The sequence below is a fragment of the Nonomuraea sp. B1E8 genome (assembly GCF_039871515.1).
In the GTDB taxonomy this organism is placed as follows: Bacteria; Actinomycetota; Actinomycetes; order Streptosporangiales; family Streptosporangiaceae; genus Nonomuraea.
Window position 1 is genome coordinate 1 of the sequence record NZ_JBDPLS010000012.1, and the last position, 22,667, is coordinate 22,667.

28 protein-coding genes are annotated in these 22,667 nt (G+C 69.0%); 19 read left to right on the forward strand and 9 right to left on the reverse strand.

The window, feature by feature from the left end; translation table 11 throughout:
* Window positions 1-873: 873 nt before the first annotated feature.
* Window positions 874-1,554: a PIN-like domain-containing protein gene (locus ABGA98_RS32995; RefSeq protein WP_347622326.1), complete on the reverse strand. Its 681-nt coding sequence runs from the start codon at window positions 1,552-1,554 to the stop codon at window positions 874-876.
* 224 nt (window positions 1,555-1,778) lie between these two features.
* On the reverse strand, window positions 1,779-2,513 hold the full coding sequence (locus tag ABGA98_RS33000; RefSeq protein ID WP_347622327.1) for an XRE family transcriptional regulator: 735 nt from the start codon (window positions 2,511-2,513) through the stop codon (window positions 1,779-1,781).
* Window positions 2,514-2,659: 146 nt separating this feature from the next.
* Here ABGA98_RS33000 and ABGA98_RS33005 point away from each other — a divergent pair, with 146 nt between their 5' ends.
* Genes ABGA98_RS33005 through ABGA98_RS33015 form a run of 3 tightly spaced genes read left to right on the forward strand, consistent with a single transcriptional unit; the run spans window position 2,660 to window position 4,093 of the window.
* Window positions 2,660-3,004 carry a hypothetical protein gene (locus ABGA98_RS33005; RefSeq protein WP_347622328.1) on the forward strand — a complete coding sequence of 115 codons (345 nt, stop codon included), beginning with the start codon at window positions 2,660-2,662 and terminating at the stop codon, window positions 3,002-3,004.
* Between the two features lie 6 nt (window positions 3,005-3,010).
* Window positions 3,011-3,484, forward strand: coding sequence for a GntR family transcriptional regulator (locus ABGA98_RS33010; RefSeq protein WP_347622329.1), 474 nt, complete (start codon window positions 3,011-3,013; stop codon window positions 3,482-3,484).
* Window positions 3,485-3,541: 57 nt separating this feature from the next.
* Window positions 3,542-4,093, forward strand: coding sequence for an HD domain-containing protein (locus ABGA98_RS33015; RefSeq protein ID WP_347622330.1), 552 nt, complete (start codon window positions 3,542-3,544; stop codon window positions 4,091-4,093).
* On the opposite strand, the gene ABGA98_RS33020 is transcribed toward ABGA98_RS33015, so the two are convergent.
* Genes ABGA98_RS33020 through ABGA98_RS33030 form a run of 3 tightly spaced genes read right to left on the reverse strand, consistent with a single transcriptional unit; the run spans window position 4,090 to window position 5,814 of the window.
* The gene (locus tag ABGA98_RS33020) at window positions 4,090-4,587 is read right to left on the reverse strand and encodes a hypothetical protein (RefSeq protein WP_347622331.1); all 498 of its coding nucleotides are present in this window, start codon (window positions 4,585-4,587) and stop codon (window positions 4,090-4,092) included. The two genes, ABGA98_RS33015 and ABGA98_RS33020, sit on opposite strands and share 4 nt — an antisense overlap.
* 6 nt (window positions 4,588-4,593) lie before the next feature.
* Window positions 4,594-5,070: an NUDIX domain-containing protein gene (locus tag ABGA98_RS33025; RefSeq protein WP_347622332.1), complete on the reverse strand. Its 477-nt coding sequence runs from the start codon at window positions 5,068-5,070 to the stop codon at window positions 4,594-4,596.
* A 3-nt stretch (window positions 5,071-5,073) separates the two neighbouring features.
* Window positions 5,074-5,814 carry a helix-turn-helix transcriptional regulator gene (locus ABGA98_RS33030; RefSeq protein WP_347622333.1) on the reverse strand — a complete coding sequence of 247 codons (741 nt, stop codon included), beginning with the start codon at window positions 5,812-5,814 and terminating at the stop codon, window positions 5,074-5,076.
* 149 nt (window positions 5,815-5,963) lie between these two features.
* On the opposite strand from ABGA98_RS33030, the gene ABGA98_RS33035 reads away from it, so the two are divergent.
* Together ABGA98_RS33035 and ABGA98_RS33040 are read left to right on the forward strand one after the other, a co-directional pair.
* Window positions 5,964-6,170 carry a hypothetical protein gene (locus ABGA98_RS33035; protein WP_347622334.1) on the forward strand — a complete coding sequence of 69 codons (207 nt, stop codon included), beginning with the start codon at window positions 5,964-5,966 and terminating at the stop codon, window positions 6,168-6,170.
* A complete protein-coding gene (locus ABGA98_RS33040; RefSeq protein ID WP_347622335.1) occupies window positions 6,167-6,352 on the forward strand; it encodes a hypothetical protein in 186 nt (61 codons plus the stop codon). The genes ABGA98_RS33035 and ABGA98_RS33040 overlap by 4 nt, the downstream gene beginning before the upstream one ends.
* On the opposite strand, the gene ABGA98_RS33045 is transcribed toward ABGA98_RS33040, so the two are convergent.
* Complete coding sequence (locus tag ABGA98_RS33045) at window positions 6,312-6,677, reverse strand: winged helix-turn-helix domain-containing protein (RefSeq protein WP_347622336.1); 366 nt, start codon at window positions 6,675-6,677, stop codon at window positions 6,312-6,314. The two genes, ABGA98_RS33040 and ABGA98_RS33045, sit on opposite strands and share 41 nt — an antisense overlap.
* 99 nt (window positions 6,678-6,776) lie before the next feature.
* On the opposite strand from ABGA98_RS33045, the gene ABGA98_RS33050 reads away from it, so the two are divergent.
* The 9 genes from ABGA98_RS33050 to ABGA98_RS33090 all read left to right on the forward strand — a co-directional run bounded on the left by ABGA98_RS33050 (window position 6,777) and on the right by ABGA98_RS33090 (window position 12,625).
* Complete coding sequence (locus ABGA98_RS33050) at window positions 6,777-7,106, forward strand: hypothetical protein (protein ID WP_347622337.1); 330 nt, start codon at window positions 6,777-6,779, stop codon at window positions 7,104-7,106.
* A complete protein-coding gene (locus ABGA98_RS33055; RefSeq protein WP_347622338.1) occupies window positions 7,099-8,418 on the forward strand; it encodes an FtsK/SpoIIIE domain-containing protein in 1,320 nt (439 codons plus the stop codon). Before ABGA98_RS33050 ends, ABGA98_RS33055 begins: the two co-directional genes overlap by 8 nt.
* Before the next feature lie 18 nt (window positions 8,419-8,436).
* Window positions 8,437-9,105 (forward strand): DUF2637 domain-containing protein, encoded by a 669-nt coding sequence (locus ABGA98_RS33060; RefSeq protein WP_347622339.1) that lies wholly within the window; start codon window positions 8,437-8,439, stop codon window positions 9,103-9,105.
* 15 nt (window positions 9,106-9,120) lie between these two features.
* The gene (locus ABGA98_RS33065) at window positions 9,121-9,453 is read left to right on the forward strand and encodes a hypothetical protein (protein WP_347622340.1); all 333 of its coding nucleotides are present in this window, start codon (window positions 9,121-9,123) and stop codon (window positions 9,451-9,453) included.
* An 11-nt stretch (window positions 9,454-9,464) separates the two neighbouring features.
* The gene (locus tag ABGA98_RS33070; RefSeq protein ID WP_347622341.1) at window positions 9,465-9,626 is read left to right on the forward strand and encodes a hypothetical protein; all 162 of its coding nucleotides are present in this window, start codon (window positions 9,465-9,467) and stop codon (window positions 9,624-9,626) included.
* 214 nt (window positions 9,627-9,840) lie between these two features.
* Complete coding sequence (locus tag ABGA98_RS33075) at window positions 9,841-10,626, forward strand: replication initiator (protein WP_347622342.1); 786 nt, start codon at window positions 9,841-9,843, stop codon at window positions 10,624-10,626.
* The gene (locus ABGA98_RS33080) at window positions 10,623-11,192 is read left to right on the forward strand and encodes a replication initiator (RefSeq protein ID WP_347622642.1); all 570 of its coding nucleotides are present in this window, start codon (window positions 10,623-10,625) and stop codon (window positions 11,190-11,192) included. Before ABGA98_RS33075 ends, ABGA98_RS33080 begins: the two co-directional genes overlap by 4 nt.
* Window positions 11,189-11,365, forward strand: a complete 177-nt coding sequence (locus tag ABGA98_RS33085) for a helix-turn-helix domain-containing protein (RefSeq protein ID WP_347622343.1) — start codon at window positions 11,189-11,191, stop codon at window positions 11,363-11,365. The genes ABGA98_RS33080 and ABGA98_RS33085 overlap by 4 nt, the downstream gene beginning before the upstream one ends.
* A 3-nt stretch (window positions 11,366-11,368) precedes the next feature.
* Complete coding sequence (locus ABGA98_RS33090) at window positions 11,369-12,625, forward strand: site-specific integrase (protein WP_347622344.1); 1,257 nt, start codon at window positions 11,369-11,371, stop codon at window positions 12,623-12,625.
* A 76-nt stretch (window positions 12,626-12,701) separates the two neighbouring features.
* On the opposite strand, the gene ABGA98_RS33095 is transcribed toward ABGA98_RS33090, so the two are convergent.
* Both ABGA98_RS33095 and ABGA98_RS33100 read right to left on the reverse strand, forming a co-directional pair.
* Entirely contained in the window at window positions 12,702-13,841 is a 1,140-nt protein-coding gene (locus tag ABGA98_RS33095) for an acyl-CoA dehydrogenase family protein (RefSeq protein ID WP_347622345.1), read from the reverse strand.
* A gap of 2 nt (window positions 13,842-13,843) precedes the next feature.
* Window positions 13,844-17,248 (reverse strand): indolepyruvate ferredoxin oxidoreductase family protein, encoded by a 3,405-nt coding sequence (locus ABGA98_RS33100; protein WP_347622346.1) that lies wholly within the window; start codon window positions 17,246-17,248, stop codon window positions 13,844-13,846.
* A gap of 154 nt (window positions 17,249-17,402) precedes the next feature.
* Between ABGA98_RS33100 and ABGA98_RS33105 the strand changes: the two genes are divergently transcribed.
* Entirely contained in the window at window positions 17,403-17,903 is a 501-nt protein-coding gene (locus ABGA98_RS33105; protein ID WP_132508840.1) for an Lrp/AsnC family transcriptional regulator, read from the forward strand.
* Here ABGA98_RS33105 and ABGA98_RS33110 read toward each other — a convergent pair.
* Entirely contained in the window at window positions 17,864-18,997 is a 1,134-nt protein-coding gene (locus ABGA98_RS33110) for a hypothetical protein (RefSeq protein WP_347622347.1), read from the reverse strand. The two genes, ABGA98_RS33105 and ABGA98_RS33110, sit on opposite strands and share 40 nt — an antisense overlap.
* A gap of 351 nt (window positions 18,998-19,348) precedes the next feature.
* On the opposite strand from ABGA98_RS33110, the gene ABGA98_RS33115 reads away from it, so the two are divergent.
* The 4 genes from ABGA98_RS33115 to ABGA98_RS33130 all read left to right on the forward strand — a co-directional run bounded on the left by ABGA98_RS33115 (window position 19,349) and on the right by ABGA98_RS33130 (window position 22,422).
* Window positions 19,349-19,666, forward strand: coding sequence for a hypothetical protein (locus ABGA98_RS33115; RefSeq protein WP_347622348.1), 318 nt, complete (start codon window positions 19,349-19,351; stop codon window positions 19,664-19,666).
* A 121-nt stretch (window positions 19,667-19,787) separates the two neighbouring features.
* A complete protein-coding gene (locus ABGA98_RS33120) occupies window positions 19,788-20,096 on the forward strand; it encodes a hypothetical protein (protein WP_347622349.1) in 309 nt (102 codons plus the stop codon).
* Window positions 20,093-20,992, forward strand: a complete 900-nt coding sequence (locus tag ABGA98_RS33125) for a hypothetical protein (RefSeq protein ID WP_347622350.1) — start codon at window positions 20,093-20,095, stop codon at window positions 20,990-20,992. Before ABGA98_RS33120 ends, ABGA98_RS33125 begins: the two co-directional genes overlap by 4 nt.
* Window positions 20,993-21,525: 533 nt before the next feature.
* Window positions 21,526-22,422 carry a type II CAAX endopeptidase family protein gene (locus ABGA98_RS33130; protein ID WP_347622351.1) on the forward strand — a complete coding sequence of 299 codons (897 nt, stop codon included), beginning with the start codon at window positions 21,526-21,528 and terminating at the stop codon, window positions 22,420-22,422.
* The last annotated feature ends 245 nt before the right edge of the window (window positions 22,423-22,667 follow it).

Here is a 22,667-nt window from a genome sequence, read left to right on the forward strand (position 1 = left end):
ACCACCGTGCCGTCCTTGTTCCTGCGGGCGGAGCTCCTGACGAACATGCCACCAGACCGTAACAGCTGAAGCACTGCGTGTGACTGCTGTTTCGTGGAAGTCGTGTTACTAGGCGTTCTCGCGATTTCCGCTATGCCCCATGCCGCCGACCTGCACCTTCACGCTCGATCACGCCCCACAACCCCGATTAGCTGCGGAACGCGAGCTGCGTGGCCAGCCCTCGTCGAGGAATTGGGCCGGAAAACGATCACAAGAATTCACGCCGTGCATCCAGGCTCAGGAACCCACGATGCCTATGCTGGGCAAAAGACTCAACCGCTCCGCCTAAGGACGCTCAGTAGACGCTGTCGTCTGCCCCTTGGGCAGGTTGGGATTTCTGCCAAGTACGATGTACCAGCGATCAGAGTCCTTCGACACATCAACAGTGTCGTTAAAAACACCATCCGCCCAAACCCCGGAAATGAAGACCCTAGCATACTTGGGTGAGATCTCGCTCCGAATATCCACTGATGTGAGTTTGATAGCCTTACCGCCATCAGTACGGAGTAGCTGATCTATTTCGGTTGTGGCTTCATTATTCAGGGGAATCAGTCGAGCGATCGCCTTGTGATCGGTGCGATTTAGGCCGTCGATGTATCTTTCGATGGCCCCTTGCGCGCTCGGTGCGCCCCTTTCCGCAGCTGGCTGTGTCGTTGTGCATGCAGCAGTTAAAGACAAGCACCCGACTAGGATCATAGTGATCGCCAACCGGGTGCCACGTCGCATCCTGGTCATACTCTAGAGTCTACGTCCTGTGGGCGTACCATGTCCCATTAGGGTACGCAGCGATTACGCTGGTAAGAGGTTTGTCTTTCGTATCGTTGGAGTGATACGTCATATACTGCTCGTCAACCTCACCATCACCACCCAGCCCGATATCCGTAACGAACATCGAGTGACTAATGTTGCCGTCGCTGTCCGTATCAACCTGAAGAACATCCGCGATAGCCATATCCCGGACATTCGAGAGAGCCCCACCTTGCCATCTAAGACGCGCTCAATCTCGCCAAGAATGGGATCGGTTCGAATGGAATTATCCACATTAAGTTCAAAGGTAAAAGACTTGCTCGCTGCTGCCAGTAGTTCGCCACTGGACTTGTTGATCATCTCTTCAAGCCCTGCCCTTGTTTCAGGAGACAGGCCTCGCCGATTACCGAACGACCGAATTTGTTGACGAAGCGTCTCAAATGTGCCATCAAGATCGGTTGTTAGTTTCGATATTGCCTGAGAGCATTCTCTGATCACCTCTAGCCTGCGATCAAGTAGCTCCTCTGCGACACGGTTGGGCGCCCAGAGCCGATCGGCGAGCAATCTCATTGATGCAAGATATTCTTCCCGCGCCTGTTTGTTGAATCGATATAGATCGAAAAGAGCGTTGGTATCGAACGCGATCAAGCCTTCGGTGATGAAATGCTTAAGGTCTTTATCGCTGGGCGGAAAGTAACCTGGGAACTGCTCACGTAGGCCACCTCCTATGCCAGCCGTCTCGTGACGAGATCCTGGTACATCTGCCATAGGTACAGACTAATCCGGCAAGCGGGAAAGCGCCGAATGTTCACAAAGACGACCGTCTGCCAAAACGACCGTCGGCGCGTGGGCGGTGCTGGCCGCGACCGGCCGGAGAGCCGCAGCGCGGCCAGCGACCGCCCGACGTGCGGCAGGCCGCCACAGGCGGGCTGCCCTTGATCACGTGTAGATAAGTTGCTTTCTGATCTTGCTGGACCCGGTGTTCTGCCTGTTCAAAGGGCATCTGTGTATGAGGTTGCGGCGGTCCAGACGCGTTCGAAGCTGGCCAGGTACGTGTCTACTGCTGCCTGTTGTTCGGTGGCTCGTAGGTGGATGACCGGTGCCTGGGCTGCGGGCGTGCCGTAGGCGTGGGTGTTGATCAGAAGACTGTCGTCGGCCCGGTAGATCGAGTTGTAGAGCACGGTCCCATGGAGCCGGATCTCGGCCTTGCCGCTTCCGAGCACGGCGCGGTAGAGGGTGAGGGCGTTTGTGACGCGGGCGGCCATGACGGATGCTCCGATGGCTTCGTCGATGCCGCGGGCTGCCACCGCTGAGGCCTCGGGGTCGCCGAGCAAGATGCGGACGTTGACACCGGCCTGGGCTTGGGCGGCCAGGAGGCGGATGAGGCCGGTGTCTTCGGCGAGGAACAGGCCGCTGTAGGTGAGAACGCCGATCTCGCGGGTGGCGGACTCGAAGTGGTGGCGCCAGGTGTGCTGGGGGACGGCCCAGCGGTGCGGGTAGACGGCCTGGACCTCGTCGGAGATGACGCGGTGGTGCTGGGCCGCGTCCGGCCAGAGGTCGGCTTCGTCGACGTGGAGGAGGTCGGCGATGGCCCAGCGGTGGCGGGGGTAGGGGATGCGCCCGTTCAGCCATCGGTGCACGGTCTTGGGGTCGACGGCGAGGCGGGCTGCGACGTCGGCGGGCTGGAGGCGGGCGTTGGTGAGGGCGTGGCGAAGGTTGTCGTTCAAGGCGCACCTCCGGCGGGGACGGGGTGTTCTGCCTGCGAAGCTAACACGAGACGTCCCTAGACGTCCCCGAGTTGCGGTGTAGAGGTTCCACGCTGGGGGCGAATCTCGACGTACACAGACAGTGACGGCGAGAGGACGCCCCGGCGATGAAGAGCATCAAAGAACAGCAGCACGCCTACGCTCAGCGGTTGCTGACCACGCTGCGGGATGAGCTGGTCGAGCGGCAGATCACGGCGGTGCTGGTGGTGGCCGCCGATGGCCGGCCTGGGCTGGACGTGACCGACAGCCGGTTCCGGACGCGGCGGGTCTTCGCCCATCTGGCGTTCTGCTGGTTCTACTGGGGTGACCGGGAGGACGAGCGGGTCACCTCGCTGCGCATGCCGGCGGCGGTCGAGCGGATCGAGCAGGCCGCGCGGGACGGCTGGCACGAGGGTGAGCAGGGCGAGCTCGGGGTGGACCTGAACCGTATCGTCGACGCCTACCGTACCTGACCTTCGATGGCGCAAGAGCGGGTCTGGCTGACGGGTGGGCGCGTCTATACGCAGGTGGCGGACCGGGTTCGGGAGCGGATCGCCTCTGGTGTGTACGCGTCGAGCGATGTGCTTCCCTCGGAAGCGGCGCTGTGCCGGGAGTTCGGGATCGCCCGCAACACCGTGCGGCGCGGGCTGGCGATCCTGGAGGACGAAGGTCTGATCGTGACGGTGCCGTCCAAGGGCCGCATCGTCACGGCGGACCCTGCCCAGTCGCCGGATGCTCCGTACAGCTATCAACGGATCGCGGGCGAGCTGCGCGAGCGTATCCAGAGCGGTGACCTGGCCGTGGGGGCGGCGTTGCCGAGTGAGCTGGCGCTGCGGCAGCGCTTTGCGGCCTCGCGTAATACGGTGCGGCAGGCTCTCGCGCTGCTGGAGCGAGAGGGCCTGGTGGTGGCCGAGCAGGGGCGGGGCCGGTTCGTGAAGGGTGAGACGTCCTAGGACGTCCTGGCGGGCAGACTGGCACGCACCGGGCATCCCCTGCCTATCGTAGACGGCGTGGGACAAGCTGAATGGGCTCATGACCTGGCCAAAGACCTACTGGAGACGGCCCTTCCCCGGCGCTGGGCACACACCCAAGGAGTCGCTGCCCGGGCCGTGTCGCTGGCCCCGATCCTCGGCGACGCGACCGACACCCTGACCGCCGCCGCCTACCTGCATGACATCGGCTACGCCCCCCGCCTGGTCATCACCGGCTTCCACCCCCTCGACGGAGCCCGCTACCTGCGCGATGTGCACCACGCGGACGACACGCTGTGCCGCCTGGTCGCTCACCACTCCTGCGCGGTCAACGAGGCTCTCGAACGCTCACTCTTCGCCCAGCTCACCGCGGAGTTCGGCGACGAGGGGCCAGCACTGATCCAGGCGGTGACGTACTGCGACATGACCACCGGCCCGGACGGAGTGCATCTCGACGTCGCTGATCGGCTGGCCGAGATTCACTCGCGGTACGGCCCTGACCATCTGGTATCCCGCTCCATCGCCGCGTCAACGCCCTGCATCCTCACTGCGGTCCGAGAGATCGAACGGCGGATGGCTGAGAGGACTTAATCCTCCGGATCGCCGAACGCCGTCCGGATCTTGGCTGCGCCGTACTGGCCTCTGGGGTTGCAGATCGGGCAGGCGCATGGCGGTGTTCCGTGGGCGTCGGGCATGTAGCGCCAGCCGGTCAGCTGGTTCACCTTGCGGACTCGGTGGATTTCGCCGGCTCTGATGGGACGCGGGATGAAGACTTCGTACCCGCGCGGGTCGGGCTGGGCCGCGATCAGTGCGGCGGCCTCGGCGCTGCTCAGGTGGGCGGGGAAACGGTTGTAGTGGCCGACCTGCACCGGTTCGTTGTCGGGGACTCTGAAGTACACGGCGATGAGCGTTCGCTGGCCGCCTCGCCGCAGCTCGCGTACCCACTGATGGGTGGTCTGGTAGGAGGGGAGCACTGGCAGGCAATAGACGCCCGCTTCGTTGTGCCCGCCGCTCACCGCCCGGATGCCGCTGCGCCGTATTGAGCGAATGTTCTTGGCCGCGGTGATGTGCACCAGCATGGTCATCGAGGATCAGCCAATGTACGGCAGGCCGGTGCCGGCTAGGTAGTGCTCGATCCGCATCCGCATCGAGCGGTCCATGCGCAACGCGGGCACCTGGTCGCGAGGCACCCAGCGGACCTCACGGGACTCATCGCTCGGGGTCGGCTTGCCACTGACGGCGCGGCCGGTCAGGACCAGGGAGAACTCCTGACGCGCCTCGCCGTTGCTGGTGTAGAGGATGACGTGGCGTGGGTCGCTGTAGGTGCCGACCAGGCCGGTGATCTCACAGGTGATCCCGGTTTCCTCCAGTGTCTCCCGCACGGCGGCCTGCGGGATGGATTCGCCCAGGTCGATCGCGCCGCCGGGGACGGCCCAGTTGTCGTTGTCGGTGCGGCGGATCATCAGTACCTCGCCTGCGGCGTTGGTGACGATGACGTTGACGGATGGTACGAGGCTGTTGGCTGCGGGGGCGTCGGGGTCGTCGTAGTAGTCGATCCGCTTGGCCATGGCTCAGGACTCTATCGGCCGGGCGCCGTCCCAGACGCGTTCGAAGCTGTTGGCGTAGGTGGTGACCATGTCTCCGCCGATGACCTTGCGGAGGTGGAAGACGGGTGCGTTGCCGGCGGGGACGCCGTACACGTGGGTGTTGACGAGGAACTGATCGTCGGCGCGGTAGATCGAGTTGTAGAGCACGGTGGCGTGGAGCCGGAACTCGACGTTCTCGCGTCCGATCAAGGACTTGTAGAGGACGAGGACGTTGCGGATCTTGAACGCCATGCCGTCGTCGATGCCCTCGTCCTTGCCGCGTTGCGCGACTTCGGCGCAGTCGGGGTCGCCCAGCAGGATGCGTACCCGTACGCCCGATTCGGCTTTCTCGCCGAACATGCGCACCATCCCGGCGTCGTCGGCGAGAAAGAGTCCGCTGTAGACGAGCACGCCGATCTCTTCGGACGCGGTGGAGAACAGTCGTCCCCACACGTCCCTCGGGACGGCCCAGCGTTGCGGGTAGACGGTGACGATCTCGGACTCCGACGCTGAGGCGACCTGGTCGCGGGTCAGGGCCTCCGGCCAGAGGTAGGTCTCGTCGGTTTCGAGGTACGAAGCCACCGCATATCGGTGCTTTCGGTACGGGGGGCGGGCTTTGGTCACCCACCGTTCGACCGTTTTGGGGTCGACCGCAATGGCCTCCGCCAGTTCGGCGATGCTCACGCCGCGCTGCAACAGGGCCGCTCGCAACCGCTCGTTCGCCATGTCACCTGCTCAGGAGGACGTCTGGGGACCTGCACATCGTAGGCCGGACGTCTTGAACATGTCCCGTCGTGTAGTGATCTCGTCCTGACTCTCCGTCGCATTCTCGGTGTCACACAGCAACACCCGTGACTGAAAGGAGAGGTGATCACATGACCGACGAGATCTACCCCGACCCCACCTGCGAATGCAGCGCCCACCTGGACGAGGGACAGACCCGCTGCCGCAAGTGCCAGGCCCGCGACCGCTGGGTCAAGAAGCAGACGGTCAGGCGCCGGGAGCACGCGCGGCGCGGCGAGACCCGCCGTCCCCCGCGCGGCCCGCGTCGTACGGCCATGGCGGGGGTGACGTGGACGTGATCGCGCTGATCATCGCCGGACTGCTCGGCGTCATCCTGCTCGTGGGCTACACCGCGGTCCTGATCGGCATCCGCCGTGAGGACAAGGCGCTCAGCCTGCACCACAGCCCGTCAAGCGCGTCGGCGTCGCTGGCCCGGAAGGTTACCGGCTGCTACGTCCGGAACGGGGCGTCGTGGACGTAGCCAACTGCTCCTCGACCCTCGCGAGCCGTACCGACAGGTCCTGCACGGTGGCGCGCAGCTCGGCCAGCTCGCCGCCGGCGGGCGCCTCCCCAGCATCCCGTACGAACACGCCTTTGCCCTGCTGGCCGATCACGAGGCCTTCGTTGCGCAGGATGCCGACGGCCATCTTCACCACCGACAGCGAGGCGTCGTACTGCTCGGCGAGCTGGGCGGTGGACGGCAGCGGGGTTCCGGGCGCGAGGGAGCCGCCTCGGATCTGCGCGCGGAGATCGTCGGCGATCTGCAGGTAGCCGGGCCGCCCGGTGTTCTTGACCATCGCGTCCATCACACCACGAAAGTTCGACCAAGCCAACCGAGAGGACGTTGACAACCAAGCCAACTAGGTTAACTATGTTGACTACGACGAATAAGGAGGTTACAGCCCATGCGTACCGTCCCGATCCCTGTGGACACCACCAAGCTCGCCATCACCTGCGTCAAGGCACCCCGCCCACGCGTGCTCAACCGCGACACCGGCGAGATCAAGACCGACAAGAACGGCAACACCGTCTACGAGGTCACCGTCTCCGTCGAGGACGAGTTCGGCCGGATCGAACTCGTCAAGATCGGCACCACCGGCGAACCGCCCATCACCACCGGCGACCAGGTCAACGCCGTCGGCCTGCTCGGCTACGTCTGGGAGATCGCCGGCCGGTGGGGCATCGCCTACCGCGCCCCCGCCCTCCTCCCAGCCAGGGAGGCCGCCGATGTCTGACGCGCAGCTCCTGCTCACAGTCCTGGCCGCTGTGGCGGCCGGGCTGTGGGCCTGGCGCCGCTGGCACCCCGCCTCCTTCTGGCTCGTGATCGGCTTCCCGCTCACCGCTCTGTCCGCCCGCGCGTCCTGGCGGCGGGTCGCCCTCGGCTGCGGGCTGACCAAGAAGCGGCAACGCTTCTGGTTCACCACCGTGCCCGGCCTGGTCGCCTCGACCGGCGTCGTACGGGTCAGGCGCAAGTGGCAGCGCATCGCGGTGGACACCAAGCCGTTCATGTGGCTGCCCCTGCCGACCCGGCACGGCTGGCGCGTCACCCTGCACACCCTGGAAGGCCAGACACCCGGCGACTACGCCGACGCCGCCGAACGCCTCGCCCACTCCTGGGGGGTCCACGCCATCCGCGTCTCCTCGCCCCGTCCCGGCCGCGTCGTCCTCATGGCCACCATCCGTGACCCGCTGGTCCACGTCGACCAACTCCGGCCCTCACCCGACCTGCTCAAGGTGAACGTGGGACGGCTGGAGACCGGCAAACCGTGGATCATCGACTTCCGAACGGTCCCGCACTGGCTCAACGCCGGAGCGACCCAGTCCGGCAAATCAAACCTCGCCAACGCCCTCATCGTCGGCCTCGCGCCACAGCCGGTGGCGCTGGTCGGCTTCGACCTCAAAGGCGGAGTCGAGTTCACCCCGTACGCGCCCAGGCTGTCGGCCCTGGCCACCTCGCGCACCGAATCGGTCAGCCTGCTGGCCGACCTGGTCGGGCTGATGATCGACCGCATGGGACTGTGCCGCCAGGCCGCCGCGCGCAACATCTGGCAACTGCCCCCAGGTGTTCGCCCGGTGCCCGTCGTGGTCCTGGTCGACGAACTGGCCGAGCTGTACCTGATGGCCGACAAGTCCGAGAAGGACGAGATCGCCAAGACCTCGACCGCGCTGCTGCGGGTCGCGCAGCTCGGGCGGGCGTTCGGCATCTACCTGTTCTGCTGCGGCCAGCGGATCGGCTCCGACCTCGGACCTGGCGTCACCGCCCTGCGCGCCCAGTGCTCGGGACGGATCTGCCATCGGGTCAACGACCCCGAGACCGCCACCATGACCCTCGGCGACCTCGACCCCGCTGCCCTGGTCTCCGCCCGCGCCATCGCCGCAGAGACACCCGGCGTGGCCATCGTCGCCGGACAAGACGGCCAGTGGTACCGCGCCCGCTCCTTCTACGTCACCGAGCAGACCGCCGAACTCGCCGCCCGTGTCCACGCCCACCTCGCCCCGTCCTGGGACGAGATCACCGCCCATCTACCTGAGTCCATCAACGCCTGAACCATGAAGGGAGGAACGATGCGACGTCTCGCCTGCTGGCTGCTCGACACCGGTCCGGTCCTCGTCCTGGCCGCCATCGCGGGTGCCGGATCGTTCACCCACATCCGCGACACCGCCACCGAGCACGGCCAGACCGGCTGGATGTCCTGGGCCATCGCCGTCTGCATCGACCTGACCTGTGTCATGGCCGCCCGCGAGCGCCAACGCGACAAGCGTTCCGGCAAAAGCCGGCCGGGCCGCATCTCCTGGCCCGTCCTCGTCCTGACCGGCGGCATCGTCCTGTCCCTGGCCGCCAACCTCGCCCAAGCCGCCCCGACCATGTGGGGCTGGATCACCGCCGCCACCCCGGCCGCCGCGTTCCTCATCGCCATCTCGATGCTGGAACGCCGCGCCACCCGCCCCGAACCCGCCGCCGCTCCGGCGTCCTCGTCCGCGCCCGTCCTGGCCTCGTCCCCGGTCCCAGAGCTCGTCCCGAACGACGCCCCACGCCGGGACAAGTCTCAGGACGAGAGCCGGGAAGACCAGGACCGCGACCTGGCCCCCGCGCTCGTCGACTACGCCCGCCGCATCGCCGATGAGCACCACGCCAAACACGGCAAGCCCATCACCCGCGGCGCCCTACGTACCCACCTGGGCGTGTCCAACCAACTCGCCTCCGACCTGCTGCGCACCCTGCGCACCGCCTGAAGGGAGACCACACCCATGACCCACGACCCGCGCACCGCCCTCATCAACGGCCTGCTCGAACTGGCCGCCTTCCTGGAGGCCAACCCCAGCGTGCCCGTCACCAAGAACGTGATCGTCAACCACTTTCCTCGCCACCTCACCGACGCCGAAATGTGCGCCGAGATCGACCAGATCGCCGCCCGCGTCGGCTCCACCATCGACCAGACAGACCTCCCACACGGCCACTACGCAACCTCACGATTCTTCGGCCCCGTCGAATACCGCGCCGTAGCCGTCCTGGCCACCGCCCGCGCCCGCCACGCCGCCCACAGCAGCTACCACGGCTGCATCCAGCCCGACAACACCTAGGAGGTTCCACCGTGCGTATCCGCCTCGACGGCACCCGCGCCGAAATCGTCGACGCCCTGTTCCGCCTCCGCCTGCACTTCACCGTGATCGGCGCCTCACGCGTCTACCCCGACCGCGCCAAACCGCACCGCTGGCGCATCTACCTCACCACCACCCCACGCGAGCGGAAGTGACCCCATGAACGAGGTGATCCACTACCGCTGCTGCACCTGCAACGGCACCGGACTCGACACCGACCATGACCGCTGCCTCGACTGCGACGGCACCGGCATCGACAACCACGGCGCCTAAACGCGCAACGCCCCCGGCCTGGCCGCACATCCGCCAAGACACACGCCAGGTCGGAGGCCATCCCCTCACCCGAACGAGCGAAAGGAGGACACCATCTTGCCCACAACCCACGCCAAAGCGGGCATGATCGCCCGACTCAACCACCCCGACTACGACCGCTGGGCATCCCAGATCCGCGCCACCGGCGGCTGCCGCCAACCCATCCACCTACGCGGCAAAGTCGACCACTACGACCAAGCCACCGGCCAACTCCTGCACCGCTACACCACCAAGCACGAACCCGACGGCATCCTGCGCGTCCCGTGCAAGACCCGCCGCGTCTCCCGCTGCCCCGCGTGCGCCGAGACCTACCGAGCCGACACCTACCACCTCATCCGCGCCGGACTGATCGGCGGCAAAGGCGTCCCCGAGACGGTCACGAGCCACCCGACCCTGTTCGTCACCCTCACCGCGCCCAGCTTTGGAACGGTCCACGCGCGATGCGAAAAGAACGGCAAGGTCCTGCCCTGCCACGCCCGCCGCAACGCCGAGACCTGCCCACACGGCCGCGCCATGTCCTGCACCGAACGGCACCACAAAGACGACCCCCGCCTCGGCGAACCGCTCTGCCCCAACTGCTACGACTACACCGGCTCCGTCCTGTTCAACGCCCGCGCCCCGCTGCTGTGGAAACGCTTCGCCGACTCCGTACGCCGCCACCTGGCCAAACTCGGCGGCCTGTTCCTCAAGGACCTACGCCACCACCTGACCCTGTCCTTCGCCAAGGTCGCCGAATACCAACGGCGCGGCGTCGTCCACTTCCACGCCGTCATCCGCCTCGACGGCCCCGACGGGCCAGCTACACCGCCTCCGGTCCGGCCTGGGCGACTGCCGACACCCTGACTCAGGCCATCCAGCACGCCGCCAAGGCCGTCTCCGCCAACGCACCGGCCCACCAGAACCAGCCCGAACGCGCCCTGCGCTGGGGCAGCCAACTCGACATCCGCCCCATCACCCTGAGAGGGGACCTCACCGAACAAGCCGTCGCCGGCTACATCGCCAAGTACGCCACCAAGGCCGCCGAATGCGTCGGCACCCTCGACCGCCGCATCAACGCCCTCGACAACCTGGAAGGCTTCGGGCTGCGCGACCACGCCCGCCGCCTCATCACCACCTGCTTGGAACTGGGCGCGATCAGAGAACTGGCCGAACTCCGGCTCGCCGACTGGGCCCACATGCTCGGCTTCCGCGGCCACTTCTCCACCCGATCCCGCCGCTACTCCACCACCCTCGGCCAACTTCGAGCAGCCCGCGAACACCACGCCCGCGACAACGAGATCACCACCGGCCGCCTCCCCCTCTTCGACGAAGACACCGTCCTCGTGATCAGCGAATGGGAGTACGCAGGCAAGGGCCACTCCCTCGGCGACCAACTCCTCGCCGCTGCCATCACCGGAGGGTGCCTATGAACACCCTCGCCAAGCTCTGGACCGTGGAGGACGTAGCCACATTCCTCGGCGTCCCGGTCGCCACGCTCTACCAGTGGCGACACCACCGCACAGGGCCGACAGGCCGCAAGATCGGCCGTCACCTCCGCTACGTGCCCGAGGACGTCATGTCCTGGGTCCAGGACCAGGAGTAGCCCATGGCCTTCGTCAAGGACCTGTGGACCAAGACAGTCCGTAACCCGGACGGCAAGCCGCAGAAGATCAAGACCGCACGCCACGGCAAGGGCAAGCGCTGGCTCGCCGTCTGGGTCGACCCCGACGGCAACGAACGCTCGACCGCGTACGACCGCAAGGCCGACGCCGAGCGCAAGATCGCCACTATGGGCGCCGACATCGCCCGTGGCGACTACATCGACCCCAACGCGGGCAAGGTGTTGTTCGGCGAGGTAGCCGAGCGCTGGTTGGCCTCACGCATCGTCGACCCAGCGACGAAGATCCGATACGAGTACGTCCACCGCCTCCACGTCTCGCCGACTTTCGCCAAGCGCCAAGTGAAGAGCATCAAGCCGTCGGAAGTCCAGGCGTGGATCAGTGACCTGAGCAGCCGATTCGGCACCTCGACCGTACAGACGGCCTTGGTCCTCCAGGGCATCCTCAACCTCGCCGTAGCCGACGAGGCGATCAAACGCAGTCCTGCCAAGTCACCGATCGTGCAAGTGCCCAAGCGCGCCGCCGAGGAGATCGTCGCCTGGTCGGACGACAGAGTCAGCGCTGTGATCGACGCTCACCCTCCGCTGTTCCGCCTGCTCCCCATGATCGGCGCGGCCTGCGGGCTGCGGCAGGGTGAACTGTGCGGGCTCGCCCTGGAGGACATCGACTTCGAAGAGCGCGTTGTCCGAGTACGCCGACAGATCAAGAAGCTGGGTGGCGATCACGCTTACGCTCTGCCGAAGAACGACCGGGAACGGGTCGTGCCCCTCCCCGAATGGGCGGCCGAGGCCATCAAGCGACACGTCTCGACCTATCCCCCACTGGTCTGCTCGCTGCCCTGGGAGAGGCTGGACGGCAGGTTGCGCACGCACAACCTGCTCTTCCGCTGGACGGACGACCGCCACATCAGGTCACGGACCTACAGCGAGATCGTGTGGAAGCCCGCACTCGTCCAAGCAAAAGTGATCCCGCCAGCGGGCAAGGACCCCCGCCAGCGCAGCCGCTACATCACCTCACGCAAAGAGGGACTGCACCAGCTCCGCCACTACTACGCCAGCGTCATGCTGGCCGGTGGCGTCTCGGTGCGGGAACTCGCCGAATACCTCGGCCACGCCGATCCAGGATTCACCCTCCGCGTCTACGCCCACATGATGCCCGGTTCCCACGACCGTGCCCGCAAGGCCATCGACGATCGGCTGTTCCGTCCGCGCGGCGTCTCTCACGGAACAGGCACGGAACAGTGATCATCTACGACACCTTCTGAAGACGAGCGAACCCCGCTTCCCAGCACCGGAAGGCGGGGTTCTCGCATGTCAGAGGTCACTTGGCCAGATGCCTGCTGATCACCAGCCGCTGGATCTGGTTCGTGCCTTCGAAGATCTGCATGATCTTGGCCTCGCGCATGTACCGCTCGACCCGGAACTCCCGCGTGTACCCGTATCCGCCGAACACCTGCACCGCGTCCGTCGTCACCTTCATCGCCGCGTCCGTGGCGACCAGTTTGGCGACGCTCGCCTGCCGGCCGTACGGCAGCCCCGCGTCGCGGCGGCGGGCCGCGTCGAGGTACGTCGCACGCGCGCTGTCCACCCCGGCCGCCATGTCGGCGAGCAGGAACCCGAGCCCTTGGTGGTCGATGATGCGCTTGCCGAACGTCTGCCGCTCCTTGGCGTAGGCGACGGCTTCGTCGAGCGCGGCCTGGGCGAGGCCGGTGGCGCAGGCGGCGATGCCGAGCCGGCCGGAGTCGAGGGCGCTGAAGGCGATCTGCAGCCCCTGACCCTCCTCGCCGATGAGCCGGTCGGCGTCCAGGACGGCGCCGTCCCAGTGGGCGCTGGTCGTGGGGACGGCGTGCAGGCCCATCTTCTCCTCCGGGCGTCCGAAGGAGAGCCCGTCGGCGGTCCCGGGGGCGAGGAAGCAGGAGACGCCGCGCGACCCCTCACCGGTGCGGGCGAACAGGGCGTAGAAGTCGGCGATGCCGCCGTGGGTGATCCACGCCTTGTTGCCGGTGATCCGGTAGCCGGTCTCGACCCGCTCCGCCTTGCAGGTGAGGGCGCCGGCGTCGGATCCGGCCTGGGGCTCCGAAAGGCTGTAGCCGCCGATGACGCGTCCTGCCAGCATGTCGGGCAGCCACCGCTCGCGCTGCTCGGGCGTGCCGTAGGCGTGGACGGGGAAGCAGGCGAGGGTGTGCACGCTGGTCGCGACCGCGACGGCCGCCCACCGCATCGCCAGTTCCTCGATCACCTGCAGGTAGACCTCGTACGGCTGCCCGCCGCCTCCCAGTTCCTCCGGGTACGGCAGCCCGAGCAGCCCAGCGCCGCCCAGCGTGGCGAACAGCCCGTCGGGGTAGGTTTCGGCGCGTTCGTGCTCGTCCACACGGCGCGCGAGCTCCTTGTCGGCGATCTCGCGCGTCAGGTCGATGAGGTCCTTGGCGTCCTGGTCGGGAAGCAGACGGTCGACGGTCACGGTCACTCCTGGGTCGGGGCGGGCTCGTCCAGCCGCGCCAGGGCGGTCCTGGCGCGCTCGCGGAAGTCGGCGACCCGGGCGAGCTTGATGTCCTCGTACCCGCGGATCAGGTCGGGCAGGCCCGCGATCTCGGCGACGGCGGCGGCGGTGCCGGGGGTGAGCCGGGACAGGGCGGCGCGCATGAGATCACGATATTCGGTGACGAGCTCGCGTTCGACGCGGCGTACCTTGGCCTGGCCGAACACGTCGAGCGCCGTCCCGCGCAGCACCCGCGCGGCCCGCAGCCCGCGGAACAGCACGGGGGCCGAGCGGCGCAGCCTGATCTTGCGCTTCATGCCCATAGCGCGCAGCAGCGGCGGGTGCAGCAGCACGGACACGGCCGCGTCGGCGCCGAACTCGCGCTCGCGCCGCTCCTGCTCGGCCGGGTCGAGGTGGAGGCGGGCGACCTCGTACTCGTCCTTGTAGGCCATGAGCTTGTGCAGGCCGCGGGCGTAGGCGAGGGCGATCTCGGCGCCCGCCTCCTTGCCGGCGCGCTGGACGGCGGCGGCGCGAACCCGGCGCACGTCCTGGGCGTACGTGCGGGCGTACGTCGCGTTCTGGTAGCCGGTCAGGTCGGCGGCGCGCGCGGCCACCACCTCGTCGAACCCTTCCGGCACGGGCGCCGGCGCCATGACCTCGCGCACCGCGGCGGGGTCGGACACGGCGGTGCGGCCCCAGCGGAAGGCGGCGAGGTTCTGCTCGACGGAGGCCCTGTTGAGGGTGATGGCCCGCTCGATGGACGCGGCCGAGACCGGCAGGCAGCCGAGCTGGTAGGCGGCGCCGAGCAGCAGCAGGTTGGCCGGCATGTGGTCGCCGAACAGGACGTCGGCCAGCTCGTGGGCGGCCACGCACTCGACGGCCTTGACGGCCGGCTCGACGCGGGCGACCGCGCCGGCGTGTCCCGGCACCGGCGCGCGGCCGGTCACCATGGCGGCGGTGGGTACGACGGAGGTGTTCAGCACGGCGATGGTGCGTTCGGGCGCGGCCACGGCCAGGTTGGCGTCGGCCGCCGCGCCGAGCAGGTCGAACCCGATGAGCACGTCGGCCATGCGGTGGGAGGCGCGTACGGAGCCCGCGAGCGGGCGCGGCGAGATCCGCACGTCGCTGACCACGGGCCCGCCCTTCTGCGCCAGCCCGGTCTGCTCCAGCCCGGCCGTGTGCAGGCCGTCGAGGTGCGCCGCCATCTGCAGGATCTGGGAGACGGTGACGACGCCGGTGCCGCCGATGCCGGGCATCCTGATGAGCACGTCGTCGCCCACCCGGACGGCGGGCTCCGGCGGTTCGGCGGGCAGCGGCGGAGCCTGGTGTGGCCGCCTGGTGCCCGGCTCGACCAGCAGGAACGACGGGCAGTCGCCCTTGAGGCAGCTCAGGTCGGTGTTGCAGGACGCCTGGTGGATGCGGGTCTTGCGGCCGTACTCGGTCTCGACCGGCTGCACGGACAGGCACGTCGAGACGTCGCCGCAGTCGCCGCAGCCCTCGCAGACCCGCTCGTTGATCACGACCTTCTCGGTGGGCGTGGGCAGCTTGCCGCGCTTGCGCAGCCGCCGCTCCTCGGCGGCGCACCGGTCGTCGTGGATGAGCACGGTCACGCCGTCGAGCGCGGCCAGTTCCTTCTCGACCTCGGGCAGGTCGTCGCGGTGCCGTACGGACGCGATCGGCGCCAGCCGCACCCCGCGGTACGTCTCCGGCTCCGGCGTGGTGACCACGACGCGGCGCACGCCCTCCAGCGCCAGCTCCCGCGTGAGCGTGGGCACGTCGAGCCGGCCCTCCGCGCGCTGCCCGCCGGTCATGGCGACGGCGTCGTTGTAGAGCAGCTTGTACGTCATCGTCACCCCGGCGGCCACCGCGGCCCTGATCGCCAGCGAGCCGGAGTGGTGGAAGGTGCCGTCGCCGATGTTCTGCACGAAGTGCCGGTCCTCGGTGAACGGCGCCAGCCCGATCCACTGGGCGCCCTCGCCGCCCATCTGGGTGATGCCGACCTGGGTGCCGCGCCCGTGCCCGTCCAGCGCGATCATGGCGTGGCAGCCGATGCCGACGCCGACGAGCGTCCCGTCGGAGGTGCGGGTGGAGGTGTTGTGCGGGCAGCCCGAGCAGAAGTACGGGGTGCGCGCGGCGACCAGCGGAAGCAGGGGGCGCGACTTCTTCGGCGCGCCCCCTGCTGAGTCGAGGGTGACCGCGGGCCGGGGCAGGCGGTCGGGATCCAGGCAGGCGACCAGGGCCTTGGCGACGTCCTCGGCGCTCAGGGTGCCGCGGGCGCTCAGCAGCTCCCTGCCCAGCACGGCCGGCACCCGGTCGCGGCCGTACAGGGCCTGCTTGAGCTGCCCCTCCAGGAACGGCACCTTGTCCTCGACCACGAGCACCCGGTCGAGGTCGCACGTCATCGCGGCCAGCTCGGCGTGGTCGAGCGGGAACGGCATCGCGAGCCGGATCAGCCTCAGCCCGGCGTCGTCCAGGGCGGACCGGTCGAGGCCCAGGTCGGCCAGCGCCCGCAAGACCACCGCGTACGTCGTGCCGGACGCGACGATCCCCAGCGCGGTGTTGCCCTCGCCGGCCATCACCCGGTTCAGGCGGTGCGTGCGGGCGTACGCGCGGGCCAGGTCGAGGCGGCGGGTCAGCAGGTCGTGCTCGGCGTCCAGCGCCGCCGCGCCCAGCAGGATCGGGGACGACGCGCGGGCGGCGCGGTCCGGGAACGGGATGTGCTCGCGCAGCGGGCCGAGGTCGACCGTGGCGGACGCGTCGGCGATGTCGGCCACGATCTTCAGCCCGGCCCAGAGCCCGGTCGCGCGCGACAGGGCCACCGCGTGCAGCCCGAACTCGATGATCTCGGCGATCGAGCCGGGCGCCAGCAGCGGCATGGCCAGGCTCTGGCACATCGGCTCGCACGAGCTGGGCAGCGTGGACGACTTGCAGCCGGGGTCGTCGCCGATCCAGGCCACCGCGCCGCCGAGCGGGGCCGTGCCCGCCGTGTTGGCGTGCCTGATGGCGTCGGCGGCCCGGTCGAGGCCGGGGTTCTTGCCGTACCAGAAGCCCGTCACGCCCTCGTGACGGCGGCCCGGCACCTGGTCGAGCAGCTGGGTGCCGGCCACCGCCGTGGCCGCCAGCTCCTCGTTCAGGCCCGGCTTGAACACCACGCCCATGTCGTCCAGGAACCGCGACGCCCGCCCCATCTCCAGGTCCACACCGCCCAGCGGGGACCCTTGGTAACCGGACACGAACGCCCGCGTGTCCAGCCCGCGCGCCCGGTCGAGCCTGCGCTGCTCCAGCGTCAGGCGGACCAGGGCCTGGACGCCGGAGATGAGCACCCGGCCGTCGAGCGCCGCGTACTTGTCGTCGAGTGACACGGGGGCGGGAGTCTCGCTGGGGCTCATGCGGACCTCCTGGCTTCGTACGTGGGATTCCCAGCACAGCAATGCGGGCACACTATGCGCAAGTATGAGCTGAGAAAGCGCTCGCAAGACGCAAACAATCTACGGCGGCGTGCCTGATGTCCGAAGATGTTTGCGCCCAGGGGAAGGTTCTCGCATGCCCGACGTCGACGACATCGACCACCAGGTGCTGCGCCTGCTACGGGAGGACGGGCGCAGGACGTTCTCCGAGATGGCCGAGCGGGTCGGCCTGTCCGTGGCCGCCGTCAAGCGGCGCGTCGACCGGCTCAGGGACCTGGGCGTGATCACCGGGTTCACCGTGCAGATCGACTACGCCAAGCTCGGATGGGGCATCGAGGCGTTCACCGAGCTGCGCTACCCCGGCACCACCCCGGTCAGCGAGATCGTCCGCACGGCCACCGACGTGCCCGAGGTGCAGGAGGTCTTCACGATCGCCGGCGACCCCGACGCGCTGATCCACGTACGGGTGCGGGACCTCGGGCACCTCCAGCAGGTCATCGACCGGCTGCGCAGGGCCGGCGACGTGACGGGCACGAAGACGCTGCTCGTGCTCGGGACGTGGACGCGCGACGCGCTGGCGCCGCGCAGCGGCTGGAATCAGGGCATCCCGCTGGCCCGGTCGCGGCGGGAGAAATAGCGTACGAGCAGGCCGATCGCCAGCAGCACCGCCGTCCCGAGACCGAGCATCCAGATCGACACGCCGGTCATGGGGAGCGGCCGCCCGTCGTCGAGCCGCTGAGCGCGCGGCTCCCGCTCCCGCTCCCGATCCCGCTTCCGCTCCGCCGCGCGGTGCTCGTGCGGCTCCGCCCGCTCCCCGGGGGCGGCGTGGCGCGGCTCGTGCACGGGCCGCGCGCGGTTCTTCTTGGAGGGTTCCCCGGCCGGGGCGGCCTCGTCGGGGGAGGGCGTGCCGGCCGGGGCGGAGGCCCGTTGCGGCTCGATGGCGGTGGACGTGCAGGCGCGGTTGTTCGCGGTGTTCGCCTCGTCGCCCTCGGCGCTGACGGTGGCGCAGTTCTCGACCAGTCCGGGCTCGCCGGGCGCGAGCGTGAACATGAACGTCCTGCTCTCGCGCGGCGCGAGCGTGCCGAGGGGGCAGACGAGCGCCGGACCGGCTCCCGGGCACTCCGCCGGGCGGTCGGCGATCGCAGCCCGGCCGCCGGCCGGGTGGCGCACCGTCACGCCGGTCGCCGGCGTGAGCCCCTCGTTGACGACGGTCACCGCGTAGGCGATGGCGCCGCCGGCGGTGAGCGTCGCCGCCTTGGTGATCGTGACGTCGGCCCCGGCCGCCCTGGCCTGGGTGACCAGCTGGGAGGAGTCGCCCTGCGCGCCCGACGCGGTGACCTCGGCCCGGCTGGTGAGCGCGGTGCCGTCGGAGAGCCCGGAGTCGATCACGACGGGGAACGAACGGGTCACGCTCCGGCCCGCCGGGATCCTCAGGTCCGGTCCGCCGCAGGTGATGGTCCGGCCGGTGAGGTCGCACCCGTCGGGGAGCGGCCCGGGGGACACGTGCTCGTCGAGGGCGCCGGTGATGGTGACGGCCTCGGCGGTCGCTTCCCCGACGTTGGTGACGGTCACCGTGTAGACGGCCTGCCCGCCGATGAGCAACGGGTCGGGAACGGCGCTCTGAGCGATCCGCAGGCCCGCCGCCGTCGGCCCGAGCCCGCCCGCCGCGGCCGGAGCGGCCGCGCCGCCGCCCAGCGCGGCCAACGTGATGACCGTCGCGACCCGGGCCATGCCCATGTCCTACCCCCGCGTTGACCGCCGTGCCTGCTCGACCCCGGGGCCGATCTTTCTACCGGCCGGTGAGGCGGCGGCGGGGTGCACACCGGAATCATGCGCCGCCGTGGCGGATTCTTTGCCGGGACGCCGTTCCGCGCTCGACGAACGTGCCTCGAAACGCGCCGCGGCGACACGTAGGGTCGGTGTCATGCCGAAGGCCGCGCGCCATGACGAGGTCGCCGGCTTCTCCACGGCCGGCTGGCCCGACGACGTCGACGATCCCGCGTCCGTGCGCCTGCTCTGTCCGACATCGACGACCTCGACGGCGCCGCCGCGACCGTCGCCCGCTCACTACGTCCCGGGGGCGTGTTCGCCTGCTCCATCCTGCACCCGTGCTTCCCCGGCGGGCAGGGCGTCTCCGGCTCGTGGCCGGGCGACGCCCGCTATCACGCGGAGGGCTGGTGGCGGGCCGACGGCGAACGTTCGACGCTGCGCCGCCAGGTGGGCGCCAACCACCGCACGCTCTCGACGTACGTCAACACGTTGCGCCGCCACAGCCTGTGGCTGGACGAGATGGACGAGCCCGAGCCCGCCCAGGAATGGGCGGCGACCCGCCCCGATGCCGCCCGGTTCCCCGTGTTCCTCGTCATGAGGTGCGTACGCCGCCGATCAGCGCCACGGTGACGCGCGGGGCCGGCGTCCTGCCGACGATCGACGATGACTCGGCGCTCGTCTACACTCGCTGCGATCACGCCGAAGGAGGTGTCCCCTGAACGACACCGGGACGTTTCACCAGGGTCACGAGATGACCGGGATCACGATCGACGCGGACGGGCGTGACTCCTCCGGCAGGGCGATGGGCGGCTTGGCCGGCGAATATGCGGCGTACGTCAAGGGGCTGCGCCGCGCCGACGAGGCGCCTTTGCCGTACGAGGAGTTCGCCGCCGGCTACCGCGAGCTGAGGGAAAGTCTCCGCACCTCGTGCGAGCAGCTCGCCGCCTCGCTCGATCACGCAGAAGCCGGGCAGATCGCCATGGCGATGGTCAACAGGCGCACCGAACTCGCCAACGGCAGGCTCACCGGCAGTCCGCGCGCCGACGGCGGGCTCTCGTGAGCGAGCAGGCCGTGGCGAACGGGCTGGCGTTGCTGGGTGTCCCGCCCATGCCCGACCTGGACGCGATCGACCGGCACATCACCGAACTGGACGAGGCCGCCGCACGTCACCAGGCACTGGCGACCGGGAGCAGGCAAGCCCTCCGGCTCGCCGCGGCGAACAGCGGTCCGGCCGCCGAGGCGGCGCACGCCCACGTGAGCGGCTGCGAGGGAACCATCGCCACCGCCGAGGATCTCGCCCACCGCCTGTCGCTCACCGCCGCCACCCTGCGCTCCACCAGGGGCGTACTGGTCTGGGTGGGCGGCATGCTGGCCGGGCTGGGACTGCTCGCCCTCGCGGTCGCGGTGCAGGCGCCCCACCTCCTGCCCCAGCTGCGCACGCTGGCCGCCCGGCTCTCCTCCAGGTTGCGTGAGCTCCTCGCCCGCATCGGCGCCCTGATGCGGAGCATGTCCACGACCTTGACCAACCGCAGGGTCGAGAAGGTCGCCGGCCGCTTCCACGACAAGTGGCGTGCGCCGCGCCGGCTCCCCGACAGGACCTACGAGCCCAGGATGAAGACCACCACGGACCCGGCCTGGATCAAGAAGCACGGCACCGATCAGGTCGACATCGCCAACACCCGCTACCGCTCCCTGCCCGCCGACTGGCAGCACGAGAACCGGGAGTCGGCGCGCATCGGGGTCCAGCTCGTCGACGAGGCACGTGCGAGCGGCGTGAACGTCCGGGGCGAGCGGTTCATGGAGGAGTCGAGTTCGGTGGTGCACGACAAGTGGCTCGCCCGCAACGGTTCCTGGGCCGGGGAGGAACAACGCCGCCCGTACGAACTGCTCTCCGAGGCGGAGAAGGAGAAAGACCGCGACGTCATCCGCACCGTCCTCGGGATGCGGGACGGATGACCGTGGTGGCGGCCCGCCCGTCAGGGCGGCCGCCGCCTGGAGCGGGTCACCTTCCGGGGCTGCGTGTGGTCGGTGACCCGCCGGCAGGGCAGGCTGCGATCAGGCCCTGGATCGACAGGCCGGCCAACAGACGCGTGTCGGTTTCCGGGTGGTTCAGGTAGAGGTGAACGAGGGGGCTCAACAGGGTCGGCCAGCTGGTGAGCGGCTGCCTCGAGCTCCTGGTAGGTCAGGTCGACCTGGAGACGTTCATCGAGTTCCCCCAGGAGATCGTCGAGAAGGTCCAGATGATCCGACTCTTGCGGGGGTGAGCCGAGCACCAGATACGCAGTTGCCACGCCCATGGTCCGATCTGTTGGCCGCCGGGCGTAACGACCCGGGTGTGGAGGTTGGAACCTCATCGTGCAGCCTCTGCATCCCTCGTGAGAGCTACCCCGATTGTTCGTTCCAGGGGGATGGTATGCCCCGCCGCGATCTCTAATCTCCGTTGCACCGCGGAAAACACCGCGAGAAACCTGATCGAGAGGATCGCGCTCGTGGCGTCCACGGAGCACCAGGAGAACACCACCCCGCAGGACGACCTGTCCGCGGGGCGGCGCCGGTTGCGTACGTTCCGGTTTCCCGTCCTGCTGGTCGCGTTGTTCGCTGTGATGGTGGCCGGCGCCGGCATCAACCAGCTCGTCTCGCCCGTACCGATGCTCGCCCTGCCGGTGGGGATCGGCCTGGCCTTCGTCGCCGTGGCCTGCTACCGGCGGCTCTGCCGGATCGTCGAGCTCCGTCCGGACATCCCCGAACTGGAGAACACGGGCAGATGGTCCCTGTTGCGACGCGGGGCGCTGCTCGGGTCCGGCCTGTTCGTCGCGTTGATGGTGCTGATCGCGGTGTTCGGCGGCTGGCAGGGGGTGTCCTGGGGTTCCTTCGGCGGGTTCCTCGGCACCGCGGGCATGATGGCGAGCGTCGCCGTCGCCGAGGAACTGGTGTTCCGCGGGGTCGTGTTCCGCATCATGGAGGAACGTACCGGTACGGTGATCGCCCTGGTCGTGTCGACGCTGCTGTTCGGCGCGACCCACCTGGTCAACGTCAACGCCACGCTGTGGGGCGCCCTCGCGATCGCCCTCACGGGCGGGACCATGACGACCGCCGCCTACGTCGCCACCCGCTCGTTGTGGCTGCCCATCGGCCTGCACTTCGCCTGGAACTTCACCCACGCCGGGGTCTTCGGCGTCCTGATCTCCGGATCGGACGCGCCGCCCCACGGCCTGCTGAACGTCACGCTGTCCGGCCCGTCCGTGCTCACCGGCGGCACCTTCGGACCCGAGGCGAGTCTGCTCGCCCTGCTGGTCTGCCTGGCGCCCACGATCGTCCTGCTGCGGCGGGCGGCCCGCGCGGGCCGGATCCGGCGCCGCCCCCGCCGCACCGAGCTCCCCGCCTGACCGCCTCAGCAGCCGCCCCCGCCCCCAGTCGTCGAGGCCGGCCGGCGGAGGGCGACATTTGTCCAATCCAGCGGCGCGTACCGGCGGCGACAGTGGGCTCATGACTGTTCCACGCCGTAGGGCGGACTGAATGACCAGGAGGGCTGCCTTGCGGATCCTTGTCTCCGGCGCCGACGCCGGCGTCGCCGGTCCGGTGCCGGCCTACTGGCTCACGAGACACGGCTTCGAGGTCACCGTCGTGGAAC